At 64.2% G+C, this 12,862-nt stretch carries 14 protein-coding genes; 11 read left to right on the forward strand and 3 right to left on the reverse strand.

Annotated elements, in window-relative coordinates:
* Positions 1-554: 554 nt before the first annotated feature.
* Entirely contained in the window at positions 555-2,591 is a 2,037-nt protein-coding gene (locus tag FS320_RS28800) for a M23 family metallopeptidase (protein ID WP_152715705.1), read from the forward strand.
* 5 nt (positions 2,592-2,596) lie between these two features.
* Positions 2,597-3,514: an AEC family transporter gene (locus FS320_RS28805; RefSeq protein ID WP_152715706.1), complete on the forward strand. Its 918-nt coding sequence runs from the start codon at positions 2,597-2,599 to the stop codon at positions 3,512-3,514.
* On the opposite strand, the gene gluQRS is transcribed toward FS320_RS28805, so the two are convergent.
* Positions 3,493-4,401, reverse strand: a complete 909-nt coding sequence (gene gluQRS / locus FS320_RS28810) for a tRNA glutamyl-Q(34) synthetase GluQRS (protein ID WP_152715707.1) — start codon at positions 4,399-4,401, stop codon at positions 3,493-3,495. The two genes, FS320_RS28805 and gluQRS, sit on opposite strands and share 22 nt — an antisense overlap.
* Positions 4,402-4,422: 21 nt before the next feature.
* Here gluQRS and FS320_RS28815 point away from each other — a divergent pair, with 21 nt between their 5' ends.
* Together FS320_RS28815 and FS320_RS28820 are read left to right on the forward strand one after the other, a co-directional pair.
* On the forward strand, positions 4,423-5,067 hold the full coding sequence (locus FS320_RS28815) for a DNA-3-methyladenine glycosylase family protein (RefSeq protein ID WP_152715708.1): 645 nt from the start codon (positions 4,423-4,425) through the stop codon (positions 5,065-5,067).
* Between the two features lie 55 nt (positions 5,068-5,122).
* The gene (locus tag FS320_RS28820) at positions 5,123-5,806 is read left to right on the forward strand and encodes an alpha/beta hydrolase (protein ID WP_152715709.1); all 684 of its coding nucleotides are present in this window, start codon (positions 5,123-5,125) and stop codon (positions 5,804-5,806) included.
* On the opposite strand, the gene FS320_RS28825 is transcribed toward FS320_RS28820, so the two are convergent.
* Both FS320_RS28825 and FS320_RS28830 read right to left on the reverse strand, forming a co-directional pair.
* A complete protein-coding gene (locus tag FS320_RS28825) occupies positions 5,803-6,573 on the reverse strand; it encodes an HpcH/HpaI aldolase family protein (protein WP_152715710.1) in 771 nt (256 codons plus the stop codon). The two genes, FS320_RS28820 and FS320_RS28825, sit on opposite strands and share 4 nt — an antisense overlap.
* 63 nt (positions 6,574-6,636) lie before the next feature.
* Positions 6,637-6,960, reverse strand: coding sequence for a DUF1476 domain-containing protein (locus FS320_RS28830; protein WP_152715711.1), 324 nt, complete (start codon positions 6,958-6,960; stop codon positions 6,637-6,639).
* Positions 6,961-7,198: 238 nt separating this feature from the next.
* On the opposite strand from FS320_RS28830, the gene purC reads away from it, so the two are divergent.
* From purC to grxD, 7 genes are all read left to right on the forward strand, one after another.
* Positions 7,199-7,993: a phosphoribosylaminoimidazolesuccinocarboxamide synthase gene (gene purC, locus FS320_RS28835; RefSeq protein ID WP_152715712.1), complete on the forward strand. Its 795-nt coding sequence runs from the start codon at positions 7,199-7,201 to the stop codon at positions 7,991-7,993.
* Positions 7,994-8,095: 102 nt separating this feature from the next.
* The gene (locus tag FS320_RS28840; RefSeq protein ID WP_152715713.1) at positions 8,096-8,635 is read left to right on the forward strand and encodes a hypothetical protein; all 540 of its coding nucleotides are present in this window, start codon (positions 8,096-8,098) and stop codon (positions 8,633-8,635) included.
* A gap of 64 nt (positions 8,636-8,699) precedes the next feature.
* Complete coding sequence (purS, locus tag FS320_RS28845) at positions 8,700-8,939, forward strand: phosphoribosylformylglycinamidine synthase subunit PurS (RefSeq protein ID WP_152715714.1); 240 nt, start codon at positions 8,700-8,702, stop codon at positions 8,937-8,939.
* Between the two features lie 7 nt (positions 8,940-8,946).
* Complete coding sequence (purQ, locus tag FS320_RS28850) at positions 8,947-9,645, forward strand: phosphoribosylformylglycinamidine synthase subunit PurQ (protein ID WP_152715715.1); 699 nt, start codon at positions 8,947-8,949, stop codon at positions 9,643-9,645.
* 188 nt (positions 9,646-9,833) lie between these two features.
* The gene (purL, locus tag FS320_RS28855; protein WP_152715716.1) at positions 9,834-12,044 is read left to right on the forward strand and encodes a phosphoribosylformylglycinamidine synthase subunit PurL; all 2,211 of its coding nucleotides are present in this window, start codon (positions 9,834-9,836) and stop codon (positions 12,042-12,044) included.
* Positions 12,045-12,070: 26 nt separating this feature from the next.
* Entirely contained in the window at positions 12,071-12,307 is a 237-nt protein-coding gene (locus FS320_RS28860) for a BolA family protein (protein ID WP_152715717.1), read from the forward strand.
* 44 nt (positions 12,308-12,351) lie between these two features.
* On the forward strand, positions 12,352-12,687 hold the full coding sequence (gene grxD, locus FS320_RS28865) for a Grx4 family monothiol glutaredoxin (RefSeq protein ID WP_152715718.1): 336 nt from the start codon (positions 12,352-12,354) through the stop codon (positions 12,685-12,687).
* Positions 12,688-12,862 lie beyond the last annotated feature (175 nt).

The following is a 12,862-nucleotide window of genomic DNA, read 5'->3' on the forward strand; positions in this document are numbered from 1 at the left end:
TCCCTGAAGCGGTGTACTCACCAAAGCATAGACATGGTCGATGTTCTCATTCGATCGCCCCGAAGGACGATCCGCAAGGACACCGCCGCCTACGCTTCTCTTCTCTCTTCACTTGTCAAAGAACAGGCATCTTTCGATGCCATCGATAAAAACAGACCCCCGCAGAACAGCCTTTGTTCCCGACCGAAGTCAGGCCCAACAGCCCGGTTTCTGAGGAAGATCTGGGCGCCGTTCGCGTCAGCGGCGGCGTCGATGGCCGGTATATAGGCCCAACCCCTATGGCCTGTCAACGTGCTTGTGAAAGTTTTTTGACAGGCGAACCAATCCGACGCCAACGGGCGTGCCGCACAGGTTTTTCTGCTCCTGCCTCACTGCCGACACAGTGCGGAATGAAGCAGAGCCGCGGCCGGCATTTCTTTTCCGGAACCTCTTTTCCTGGAGAGTTGGCGCGCCGCCCAAGCTTATCTATGAACTGTGCGGTTGTCGTCTCGTGTGCTAGATGGCCTCTGGTGTCTGTGACAGCAACCCACCCGCATCGACACCAGACAGAGATCATGAGCCCTCTTCCTCCCGATGACAGCCATGCCAAGAGTTTCCGTAAGGAAGCTTCGCATCTGTCGTCCGGCATCGATCTCGGGCACGAGCCGCCGCTCAACACCAACGGCATTGCGGCGCCCGAGATCGACAAATGGGAGGTGAATCTGCGCTGGCTCGGCGCCAGCGTTCTGACCGGCGTCACGGGCGCGGTCCTGATCGGCGCCTCCATCTACATCGCCCTTGAAGGCGCAACGATCTCCGCCCTCCCCCCGGAGCGGGCGGCACTCAATGGCCGGGCTCCTTCAGGAACCAGCGAGGAGCGGACCTCGAACCTAGCCCGCAAGGCTGACCGGCTCAACATGACGGAGAATACCTCCTCCGCAAGACAGAGCTTCAAAGCGCCGATGACGATCCGCAATGGCGAGCGCGAAGCCATCAAGGTCCGGCAGTTCGTGCGCATCGCGACGAACCTCTCCCTGACCGCCGGCACCTACGCCTCCGATATTCCGCCTTTCAATCCCCTGCGCCTGTTCGCTGAGGGAATGGACGAACAGCGCGTTGAGCCGACGCCGGAGGTTGCCGATGCCGATGTGTCGGTCCTCAGGCGCGACCTTGCCGCGGTGGCCATCGCGGCGAGCGCCCCCTCCCTGACGGACGGCGACGTGCTTGCGATCCTTGAGGAGGAGCGGCGGGTCTTCAATGAGGCCGGGCGCCGAACCTCCGTGCCGATTCCTGCCCAGCAGATGCTGTCGCGGACCCTGCGGCAGCCGGAGGGGTTGGGCGATGCCCTCGGCTATGCCCGCGTCGTCGATGCGCCCTTCAGCACGATCGAGGTTCGCGTCGTGCCCGAAAACGTGACCGATCTTCCCAAGGTCGAGCAGACGGCCATGGCTCCCCTCGTCGAGGAGCGCGATGTGGCTCTCAAGAAGGGTGAAACCCTCGAAACGGTCCTGCGCAGCTACGGGGGTACGCCCGAGCAGATCGCCGCGATCACCTCGGCTCTGGCAGCCCGCATCAAAGTTGAGGGCCTGACGGAAGGTCAGAGGCTGCGCATTCTCATCGCACCCGGTCCCCGTCTCGGGGATCCCAGACAGATCGTGCGGGTGATCACGTTCGGGGAACGGGGCATCGAAGGCATTGCCGCCGCCAATGATCGCGGCGTCTTCGTTTCCGTGACACCACCCGCCGACGAGACGAACCGGCAGGTGGCCGAGGCCTCGGAGGAAGAGGAAGAGGATGACCGGCGCGGCGGCGTGCGGCTCTACGAGAGCCTCTATGAGACGGCCCTCAAGAACGAGCTGCCTCGTCAGACGGTGGACGAACTGGTGCGCATCTTCGGCTATGACGTCGATTTTCAGCGCCGTGTGTCGCAGGGAGATGCCTTCGAGATCTTCTATGGTTCGGATGACGAGAACGGAACGCCGGAGGTCCTCTATGCCTCCCTCACCGTGGGCGGGGAAGCGCGCCGCGTCTACCGCTACCAGGGCGAGGACGGCACGGTCGATTTCTTCGACGACGCGGGCCGCTCGCTCAAGAAGTTCCTGATCCGCAAGCCCATCGCCGACGGCATCCTGCGCTCGGGCTTCGGCTCGCGCTTCCACCCGATCCTGGGCTATTCGCGGCCGCATACGGGCATCGACTGGGCGAACAAGGTCGGCACCCCGATCCTTGCCGCAGGCAACGGCACCGTCCGCTTTGCCGACTGGAAATCGGGCTACGGGCGCCATATCGAGATCCAGCACGCCAACGGTTATGTGACGACCTATTCCCACATGTCGGGCTTTGCCAAGAGCATGAATCAAGGCGTCAGGGTCCGGCAGGGTCAGGTCATCGGCTATCTGGGCAGCACGGGCCTGTCGACCGGCCCTCACCTCCATTACGAGGTGCTCATCAACGGCAGCTTCGTCGATCCTCTCAAAATCCGCCTGCCGCGCGGAAGGGAGCTCGAGGGCCGTGGGCTGGTGGACTTCAAGCGCCAGCGCGAACAGGTCGATGAATTGATGTCCCACAGCGTCGCCTCAGCGACTCTCTCCCAGCGTGCGGAGCTGCGATAGAGCCCATGCTCGAGCTTTTCGCGATTGTGCTGCCGGTCTTCGGTTTGATCGGCATCGGCTATGTCGCGCGTCAGACGGGCTTCATTTCCGAGCGGGCCGGCGAAGGGCTGTCCGAATTCGTCTTCACCTTGTCCCTGCCCTGCCTGATCTTCCGCACCCTCGTTCGCGCCGAGATTCCCGACGTCCAGCCCTGGGGCTATTGGATCTCCTACTTCGTCGGCGTGGCTGTGGTCTGGCTTCTGGCCACCGTGATCGGTCAGCGCTTCTTTGGGATCAAAGGTGTTTCCGCGGTCGTCGCCGGTTTCTCGGCCGGTCAGGCGAATACGGTCTTCGTCGGCGTCCCGATGATCCTCAAGGCCTACGGGGACGAGGGTGCCGTCCCGCTCTTCCTGCTCATCGCCGTCCATCTGCCCGTCACGATGACCCTCGCGACGATCCTGGCCGAGGGACGACAGGCCTCGCCTGTCATCGTCCTGCGCCGCCTCTTCACCCATCCCATCGTCGTCGGCATCCTGGCGGGATCCGCCTGTCGTCCCATCGCCGCGCATGTGCCGGCTCCGGCTTGGCAGGTCATGGATCTGCTGGCGAGCGCGGCGGTTCCCTGTGCCTTGATCTCCATGGGCATCGCCCTGCGCCGCTACGGGCTGCAGACGGGCTGGAAGCTACCGACCGTGATCTCGTTCCTCAAGCTCGTGCTGCATCCCCTGATCGTGCTGCTGTTGGCCACCCGGGTCTTCAACATGCCGCCGGTCTGGGCCGGGGTCGCGGTGCTCTTCGCCTCGTGCCCATCGGGCATCAACGCCTACCTCTTCGCCGAACGGTACGGGGAGGGCGTGGCTCTCGCCTCCAGCGCCATCACCCTGTCGACCTTTCTGGCTCTGGGGACGACGCTGGTCTGGCTTTACGTGCTGGGCGTCGGCTGAGGATCGAGCCCGAGGCGTCGCCATATCGCCTGAGGCGTCACGCCCTCGGCACGCAGCTCGGCCAGGGATTGCGATTGCCGGCTCTTCGCCAGCTTGTCGCCGGTCGGATCGAGCACGAGGCCATGGTGGTGATAGAGAGGCGTCGGCAGGTCCAGCAGAACTTGGAGCAGCACGTGGAGGTCGGTCGCGGCTTCGAGATCCTGGCCGCGGACCACGTGGGTGACGCCTTGGAGCGCATCGTCGACGATGACGGAGAGATGATAGCTCGTCGGCGTCTCCTTGCGCACGATCACCGCATCGCTCCAGCGCCACGGCTGCACGGTGACGATGTCCACCCGGCCTTCGCGGTCGAATGTCTGAAATCGATGCGGCCCCGGCACAAGCTTTTCCAGCGCCGCCATGTCGAGGCGCCAAGCATGGGGCTCGCCGGCCGCGATCCGACGATCGGCCTCATCAGTGGGCATGTCACGGCAGGTGCCCGGATAGAGCGGAGCGCCGTCCGGATCGCGGGACCAATCCTGGCCGCTCTCCGCCGCCCGGCAGGCGATTGTCTCCGCGATGTCCCGGCGGGTGCAGAAACACGGATAGACCCCTCCCCTCCCCTTCAGCCTCAGGAAGGCGGCATGGTAATCGCCGAAGTGCTCCGATTGCCGTCGCACGGGAGCCTCCCAGTGCAGGCCGAGCCAGGCGAGGTCGTCATAGATGGCGGTCTCGAATTCGGGTCGGCAACGTGTGATATCGATATCCTCGATGCGCAGGAGGAAACGACCCTGGTGGAGGCGGGCGAAGTCGGCGTTGAGCAGGGCGGAATAGGCATGCCCCAGATGAAGCCGCCCGTTGGGGCTGGGAGCGAATCGAAAAACCGGCTTCGTCACGGGAGCCTGCATCGGAAGAAGGAACGCGAAGGAATGACCACCCTCCTCGAAACGGACGCGGTTCTCAAGAGGGGCTTGGGCGAGTTGGCGATGGCGGATCCCGTGATGGCGAAGCTGGCCGCAAGCGGGATCACGCCGCAATTGCGCAAGCGGCCGCCAGGTTTTGAGGGTTTGGCCTGGATCGTCATCGGCCAGCAGGTTTCCACCGCCAGCGCGACGGCCATCTGGACCCGCTTGCGGCAGATCCTCGAACCTCCGACGCCGGGGGTCTTTCTTCGGCTCTCCGATGAGGATCTCCGGACAGCCGGATTGTCGGCCGGGAAGGTCAGGACCCTGCGCGCCGTAGCGGCGGAGGTCATCGACGGCAGGCTTCCCCTCGATGAGTTGCACAACCATTCGGCCGACGAGGCCCATGATCTTCTCACGCGGGTGAAAGGGATCGGCCCCTGGACCGCCGATGTGTACCTGCTCTTCTGCCTCGGGCATCCCGATGCCTTTCCGAGCGGGGATCTGGCCGTGCAGGAAGCCGCCCGCCTCGCCTATGGGTTGGAGCAGCGGCCGGACGCCAAGACCCTGACGGCTTTGGCCGAGAACTGGCGCCCTTGGCGGGGCGTGGCAGCCAAGATGCTCTGGGCCTATTACCGTACGATCAAGTCCCGGGAGGGCGCTCCCGTTTGACCGCGACAGCATCCATCGCGCCCTGTCGGCACTCAGACCGCAAAGGATCTCCGTCATGGCCGCCATCGATGGCCCTCGCCTCGCCCCGAAATCCGGGACGCCCAAGCAACTCGTCGTCCTCCTTCACGGTCTGGGAGCCGACGGAAACGATCTGATCGAGCTGGGAGAGCAATGGCGCGACCGGCTGCCGGACGCCGCCTTCGTGGCCCCTCATGCCCCGGATCCCTGTGGGAATGCGCCCATGGGGCGGGAGTGGTTTCCCCTCACCCTGACCGACCCGCGCGAATTCTGGCGTGGCGTGACCTATGCGGCTCCCAGGCTCGACGCCTTTCTGGACCAGGAGCTCGCCCGGTATTCCCTGCCGGCTTCGAAGCTTGCCCTCGTCGGCTTCAGCCAAGGCGCCATGATGGCGCTCCATATCGGGTTGCGCCGGCAGACCGCCCCGGCCGCCATTATCGGCTATTCGGGCCTTCTGGTGCTGGAGGATGGGCAGGGACCGGAGAGCCTTGGGAATTCGGCACGGTCGAAGCCGCCGATCCTGCTGGTTCACGGGGACCGGGACGATGTGGTCCCGGTCGAAATGTTCTTCTTCTCGAAGGAGGCTTTGGGCGCGGCGAAGATCCCCTGCCAATGGCACCTCTCGGCCGGCCTTGCCCATGGGATCGATGATGAGGGTCTCAGGCAGGGCGGCCTGTTTCTGGCCCAGGCCTTCGATCTCCCCTCCACCGGGAAGATCTAGGCCCGTGCGGCCGCCAAGGCCGCCGCGGCTCCGGCTCTGAGCATGGAGATGTCGCTGCCGATGGAAACCATGTGGAAGCCCTTGCGCACGAGCTGAGCCGCCCGCCCCCCTGACACGGCATAGATGGCCGCGACCTTGCCCGCAGCCTTCACGCGGGCAAGCGCATGATCCAGGGCCTTCTCGACCTCGGCGCTGGTGGGATCGAGGCCTTTTCCGCCTGAGAGGGCGATCGACAGGTCGGAGGGACCGATGAAGATGCCATCGATCCCGGGCACCGCCAGGATGTCGTCGATGATGGCGAGGGCTTCGCGCGTCTCCACCATGGCGAAGGAAACCGTCAGGTGATTGGCCCGCTGCAGATACTCGCCCGGCTCGAGCCCTGAGAGGGAGAGCGCCCCATAGGCGCCCCAGCTGCGCTCGCCGACGGGCGGGAACTTCATGAAGCCGGCGAAGCGTCTTGCATCCTCGATGGTGTTGATCATGGGGGCGATCACGCCCGAGACTCCGGCATCCAGGAAGCGCGAGGCGGATGCGAAATCCCCTACGGGGATACGGACCAGGGCCGGCTTTCCCGCAGCAGCGATCAGCGGCACCGCCTGGAGTGCGGCGGCAAAATCGATGGAGCCGTGCTGCATGTCCATGACGACGGCATCGAACGCCTCGCGGGCCAGGATCCCGGCCACGGAGGGATCCGGCATGCCGCACCAGGCCGTCAGAAGAGGAGAACCGGCTGTCAGCCGCTCGGGAAACGATGGATGGGTCGGCATGATGCCCCTTTGGATTGAGTGGTTCTTCGGAATCCCGCCAGGATTCCAGCGGCCGGAATGGCGTTACTGCCCCGCTTTGATCTCCTCGACGGCACGGGCCATCATCTGGCTGAGTTTGACCTTGAGTGAAGCCTCGTCGATCGATTGGCCGGCTGCGCCAAGATCCTGATGAACCTGGCGCAGAACGTCCGCGTCGCCCGGCTCGTGGAAATCGGCCAGCACGATGCTCTTGGCGTAGGCCTCCGCATCCGCTCCGCTCTTGCCCAGGCGCTCGGCCGCCCAGAGGCCGAGCAGCTTGTTGCGGCGCGCCGTTGCCTTGAAGCGGAGCTCCTCGTCGAGGGCAAACTGCTTCTCGAAGGCATCCTCACGTTCGTTGAATGTGGTCATCGGCCTTACCCTCCCTTGCTTTTCCTTTATGCGATATAAGGGCGCACTCGCGCTGCGGCCAGACGCTCCCCATCTTCAAAAGGGTACTTCCACCGAGTTGCAGGCCAGCAGCTCATGTCCCCGCGTTGTACTTGTCCAAGGGATCGGATAGGTTGCCCCTTGAGCGGAGCACCGGTGAAAAGCCGCGTCTCCGCCAGCCGCGGATCTAAAAAATGACCATCCCCAGGAGCCACGGCACATGGATTTTCTCAAACCACGGTACACGCCTATGAATCGTCGCCGTCGCATCTATGAGGGCAAGGCGAAGGTCCTCTATGAGGGCCCGGAACCCGGTACGCTCATCCAGCACTTCAAGGATGACGCGACCGCCTTCAATGCCAAGAAGCATGAAGTGATCGACGGCAAGGGCGTGCTCAACAATCGGATCTCGGAATACCTGTTCCAACATCTGAACGACATTGGCATCCCGACCCACTTCATCCGCCGCCTGAACATGCGCGAGCAGCTGATTCGCGAGGTGGAGATCATCCCCCTCGAGGTGGTGGTGCGGAACGTGGCGGCGGGCTCGCTCGCCACCCGGCTCGGCATCGAGGAGGGCACGCAGCTGCCCCGCTCGATCATCGAATTCTATTACAAGAACGACGCCCTGAACGATCCCATCGTCTCGGAAGAACACATTACCGCTTTCGGCTGGGCCTCACCCCAGGAGATCGACGACATCATGGCGCTTGCCATCCGGGTCAACGACTTCCTGTCCGGCCTCTTCCTGGGCGTCGGGATCCGCCTCGTCGACTTCAAGCTCGAGACGGGCCGTCTCTGGGAGGGCGAGATGATGCGCATCGTCGTCGCCGACGAGATCTCCCCGGATTCCTGCCGTCTCTGGGATATCAAGTCCAAGGACAAGCTCGACAAGGACCGGTTCCGCCGGGACATGGGCGGGCTGGTCGAGGCCTATTCCGAGGTCGCCCGCCGCCTCGGCATCCTGGCCGAGAACGAAAACCCGGTGACAGGCGGCCCCCGCCTCGTGCAGTAGCGGCCGCTCCCTTAATCTTTCCAAGCCCGGCTCCACGCCGGGCTTTTCTTTTGCGTCATCCCGCATTCCCCTTCCGGCTCGTTTCGCGCATAGATAAGGGCCATGCCTTTCCGTCTGCTGTGTTCCCTCCCCTTCATCCTGGCTCTCGCCTTGACGGTCGCAAGCTGCGGCTACATTCCGCGTCAGGTCGCGGGTCTCCCGGCGGGCACGCCCTGGGATGCCCTACCCTTACGCAAATGGCTGGCCGAGGATCGGGCCGAACCCGTTGCCCTTGCCTTCTGCGTCCCGCCAGAATGCAGCCCGGGCCTCACGGTCGGCGTCATCCGCCTGACTGGCAAGGACGCGGACATCACGGACGCCCTGCTGAAGGATCCCGAGCGCCTGGCCCGCGCGCTGCGCTCGCCTGTGGGCCGGCAGAAGCCGGTCAGGACCCGGATCACGGTCGAGTGCCTCAAGGACGCTCCCTATCCCGGCTTTACCATCGATCTCGCCCCGGCGGATGGTAGCAAGCGCCCGGCCTATGGGGCAGCCATGGGAAAGCGTGAGGGCGAGGCGCTCTCGGTTGTCTTGGTGATCGGCGAAGTTCAGGATGTCGTGCGTGAAACGCTCCGAGAAGTCGCTGCCCGAGAATTAGGCTCCTGAGCCCGTTGTCTCTTGCGGCTAAATTCTTTATGGCCTTGGCCAAATCTTAACAGCCGAGGCCCCCATGAAAGCTCGCGTCACCGTCACACTCAAGAACGGCGTTCTCGATCCCCAAGGCAAGGCCATCGAAGGGGCCCTGAAATCCCTAGGCGTCGAGGGCATCGACGGCGTGCGCCAGGGCAAGGTCTTCGACATCGAGCTCGGAACCACCGACAAGTCCAAGGCCGAAGCCGCCCTCAAGGCCGCCTGCGAGAAGCTGCTCGCGAACACCGTCATCGAGAATTACCGCGTCGAGATCGCGTGAGGCTTTCATGAAATCTGCCGTCATCGTCTTCCCCGGCTCCAATCGCGAAGGCGATGTGCTGCGGGCGCTCAAATCGGCCGGCTCCCATGTGGAGAAGGTCTGGCATGCCGAGACCGAACTGCCGAAGGGCACTGACCTCGTGGTCCTGCCGGGCGGCTTCTCCTACGGCGATTACCTGCGCTGCGGCGCGATTGCCGGCCGCGCCGCCGTGATGGATGCGGTTCGCGCCCATGCGGCGCGCGGCGGCCTCGTGCTCGGCATCTGCAACGGCTTCCAGATCCTTTGCGAATCCGGGCTCCTGCCCGGCATCCTGATGCGCAACGCCAACCTTAAATTCATCTGCCACCGGCAGTTCCTGCGCGTCGAGCGCAACGACACCGCCTTCACCCGGGCTTATGCCAAGGGTCAGGCCATCGATGTCTGCGTGGCGCATGGCGAGGGCAACTACACGGCCGACGAAGAGACCCTGAAGCGGCTCGAAGGCGAAGGGCTGGTGGCCTTCCGCTATTCCGACGCCCAAGGGCACATCACGACGGATTCCAACCGCAACGGCTCCATGAACGCGATCGCGGGCATCTATTCGGAAAAGCTCAACGTGCTCGGCATGATGCCTCATACGGAAAACCTGATCGAAGACCTCGTGGGCGGCACCGATGGGCGCGGCCTGTTCGAGAGCCTCGTGTCGAGTTTCCCGAAAGCGGCTTGATCTCTGAAGCGGAGAAAGCACCCCGCAGCCCTCATCCTGAGGAGCGGAGCGTCTCGAAGTACGAGGGCGTCTCCGGTGCTCACTGGACCCTCCTTCGAGACGCCGCTCCGCGGCTCCTCAGGATGAGGACATCTGATTTGTTCCCCTTACTCTCCCACACGGGAGAGGGTGAAAGAAGCGAGACCCCGATGATCCGCAACGACGTCGCCATCACCCCGGAGCTGGTCAAGGAGCACGGGCTCAAAGCCGACGAATACGAGCGCTTCGTGAACCTGATCGGCCGCGAGCCGACCATTACCGAGCTCGGCATCGTGTCGGCCATGTGGAACGAGCATTGCTCGTACAAGTCCTCCCGCATCCACCTGCGCGGCCTGCCCACCAAGGCTCCCTGGGTCATCCAGGGGCCCGGCGAGAATGCGGGCGTGATCGATATCGGCGACGGGCTGGCCTGCATCTTCAAGATGGAGAGCCACAACCATCCGTCGTTCATCGAGCCCTACCAGGGCGCCGCGACGGGCGTCGGCGGCATCCTGCGCGACGTGTTCACCATGGGAGCACGGCCCATCGCATCGCTGAACTTCCTGCGCTTCGGCGAGCCGGATCACCCGAAGACCCCTCACCTCGTCTCGGGCGTGGTCGCGGGCATCGGCGGCTACGGCAACTCCTTCGGCGTTCCCACGGTCGGCGGAAGTGTGGGCTTCGACAAGCGCTACAACGGCAACATTCTCGTCAATGCCATGGCGGTGGGCCTCGCCCGCACCAACGAGATCTTCTACGCGAAGGCCACCGGCATCGGGAACCCGATCGTCTATCTCGGGTCCAAGACCGGCCGCGACGGCATCCACGGCGCGACCATGGCGTCAGCCGAGTTCGACGACGCATCCGAAGAGAAGCGTCCGACCGTGCAGGTCGGCGACCCCTTCGCCGAGAAGCTCCTGCTGGAGGCCTGCCTCGAGCTCATGAAGTCGGGCGCCGTGATCGCGATCCAGGATATGGGCGCGGCCGGCCTCACCAGCTCGGCCGTCGAAATGGGCGCCAAGGGCAATCTCGGCATCGAGCTCGACCTCGACAAGGTGCCCTGCCGCGAGGAGGGCATGACGGCCTACGAGATGATGCTCTCCGAGAGCCAGGAGCGCATGCTCATGGTGCTCAAGCCCGGCATGGAGAAGGAGGCCGAGGCCATCTTCCACAAATGGGGCCTCGATTTCGCGGTGATCGGCAAGACCACCGATACGCTCCGCTTCGTCATCAAGCACCAGGGCGAGGTGAAGGCGGATCTTCCGATCAAGGAATTGGGCGACGAGGCTCCTCTCTATGACCGGCCGTGGGTGGAAAGCCCCAAGCAGCCCGTGATCGCGCCGGACAGCGTGAAGCCCCCGATGTCCGAGGCCGAGGCGCTCCTGAAGCTCGTCGGCTCGCCGGACCAGAGCTCCAAGCGCTGGGTCTGGGAGCAGTACGATCACCTGATCCTCGGCAACACCGTCCAGATTCCGGGCGGCGATGCCGCCATCGTGCGCGTCGAGGACGGACCGAAGGGCTTGGCGCTGACCACCGACGTGACGCCGCGCTATTGCGAGGCCGATCCCTTCGAGGGCGGCAAGCAGGCGGTGGCGGAAGCCTGGCGCAACATCACGGCGGTCGGTGGCCTGCCGCTCGCCATCACCGACAATCTCAACTTCGCCAGTCCCGAGCGGCCCGAGTCCATGGGCCAGTTCGTCGGTTGCGTCAGGGGCATCGGCGAGGCCTGCCACGCGCTCGATTTCCCGGTCGTGTCCGGCAATGTCTCGCTCTACAACGAGACCAATGGCCAGGGCATCCTGCCCACTCCGGCCATCGGCGGCGTCGGCCTCCTTGACGACGTGACGGTCAACGCCTCCATCGCCTTCAAGCGTGAGGGAGAGGCCATCATTCTCATCGGCGCAACCCAGGGCTGGCTCGGCCAGTCGATCTATCTGCGCGATGTCTGCGGCCGGGAGGAAGGCGCTCCGCCGCCGGTGGATCTGGTCCAGGAGAAGCGCAACGGCGATTTCGTGCGCCAGCTCATCCGCTCCGGCCAGGTGGAGACCGTGCATGACCTCTCGGATGGCGGCATCGCACTCGCGCTCGCCGAGATGGCCATGGCCGGCAACGTAGGCGCCGAGATCACGGCTTTCCCGGAGGGATTCCCCCTCCATGCCTTCCTCTTCGGCGAGGATCAGGCCCGCTACCTCATCGCCGTCGACGAGGACGTGGCCGCCGACATCCTCTACGAGGCCGGCGCCATCGGCGTTCCAGCCGTGACGCTGGGCATCACCGGGGGCGATGCGTTGATTCTGCCAGGGCAACAGGCCATATCCGTGAAGCAATTGAAGGCAGCGCACGAAGCCTGGCTGCCGGAATACATGACCGGCAAGTCTTAACCGGTAAGCCGTGAGGAGTTTGATCCATGCCGATGGATTCGCGAGACATCGAAAGCCTGATCAAGGCCGCCCTTCCCGATGCGATGGTCGAGATCAAGGACCTGGCCGGCGATGGCGATCACTATGCCGCCACCGTCACCTCCTCCGCCTTCAAGGGGAAGTCACGGGTCCAGCAGCACCAGATGGTCTATGCAGCGCTGCAAGGACGCATGGGTGGCGTGCTTCATGCCCTTGCATTGACGACCGTGGCACCCGACAATTGAGACATGAACCCGGCGCCTTGACCGCTGCGGAACAGGAGACATCCATGGCTGACGCCAACCAGATCATCGACAACGAAGTGAAGTCCAACGACGTCGTGCTGTTCATGAAGGGCACGCCGCAATTCCCCATGTGCGGGTTCTCAGGGCAAGTCGTCCAGATCCTCAACTACCTCGGCGTACCCTACAAGGGCGTCAACGTGCTCGAGGACGAGACCATCCGCCAGGGCATCAAGGAATATTCCAGCTGGCCGACCATTCCCCAGCTCTACGTGAAGGGCGAGTTCGTCGGCGGCTGCGACATCACCCGCGAGATGTTCCAGGCCGGCGAGCTGCAGCAGCTCTTCACCGACAAGGGCATCCAGGTTCAGCAGAGCGCCTGAAAGCCATCCAGCTGACGAGATCGAGGCGGGGCTTGGCCCCGCCTTTTTCGTGTGCCGAGCATGTTCGACAGCTTGGAGGTGCAAGTCCTCTACCCAGCCTGATGGCGGCGAAGGGTTAGCAAAGCGCAAGGGCGCCACCGCGAGGTGGGGTCTGAAGGAAGCGTGGAGCAAAACC

Origin of the sequence: Microvirga tunisiensis (assembly GCF_009296175.1) — a bacterium.
GTDB classification, from domain to species: Bacteria; Pseudomonadota; Alphaproteobacteria; order Rhizobiales; family Beijerinckiaceae; genus Microvirga; species Microvirga tunisiensis.

What these genes read in the sequence shown, in the direction of transcription:
- FS320_RS28800 (WP_152715705.1), top strand. Translation starts at nt 555, where the DNA reads ATGAGCCCTCTTCCTCCCGATGACAGCCATGCCAAGAGTTTCCGTAAG.
- FS320_RS28805 (WP_152715706.1), top strand. Translation starts at nt 2,597, where the DNA reads ATGCTCGAGCTTTTCGCGATTGTGCTGCCGGTCTTCGGTTTGATCGGC.
- gluQRS (WP_152715707.1), bottom strand. Translation starts at nt 4,401, where the DNA reads ATGCAGGCTCCCGTGACGAAGCCGGTTTTTCGATTCGCTCCCAGCCCC.
- FS320_RS28815 (WP_152715708.1), top strand. Translation starts at nt 4,423, where the DNA reads ATGACCACCCTCCTCGAAACGGACGCGGTTCTCAAGAGGGGCTTGGGC.
- FS320_RS28820 (WP_152715709.1), top strand. Translation starts at nt 5,123, where the DNA reads ATGGCCGCCATCGATGGCCCTCGCCTCGCCCCGAAATCCGGGACGCCC.
- FS320_RS28825 (WP_152715710.1), bottom strand. Translation starts at nt 6,573, where the DNA reads ATGCCGACCCATCCATCGTTTCCCGAGCGGCTGACAGCCGGTTCTCCT.
- FS320_RS28830 (WP_152715711.1), bottom strand. Translation starts at nt 6,960, where the DNA reads ATGACCACATTCAACGAACGTGAGGATGCCTTCGAGAAGCAGTTTGCC.
- purC (WP_152715712.1), top strand. Translation starts at nt 7,199, where the DNA reads ATGGATTTTCTCAAACCACGGTACACGCCTATGAATCGTCGCCGTCGC.
- FS320_RS28840 (WP_152715713.1), top strand. Translation starts at nt 8,096, where the DNA reads ATGCCTTTCCGTCTGCTGTGTTCCCTCCCCTTCATCCTGGCTCTCGCC.
- purS (WP_152715714.1), top strand. Translation starts at nt 8,700, where the DNA reads ATGAAAGCTCGCGTCACCGTCACACTCAAGAACGGCGTTCTCGATCCC.
- purQ (WP_152715715.1), top strand. Translation starts at nt 8,947, where the DNA reads ATGAAATCTGCCGTCATCGTCTTCCCCGGCTCCAATCGCGAAGGCGAT.
- purL (WP_152715716.1), top strand. Translation starts at nt 9,834, where the DNA reads ATGATCCGCAACGACGTCGCCATCACCCCGGAGCTGGTCAAGGAGCAC.
- FS320_RS28860 (WP_152715717.1), top strand. Translation starts at nt 12,071, where the DNA reads ATGCCGATGGATTCGCGAGACATCGAAAGCCTGATCAAGGCCGCCCTT.
- grxD (WP_152715718.1), top strand. Translation starts at nt 12,352, where the DNA reads ATGGCTGACGCCAACCAGATCATCGACAACGAAGTGAAGTCCAACGAC.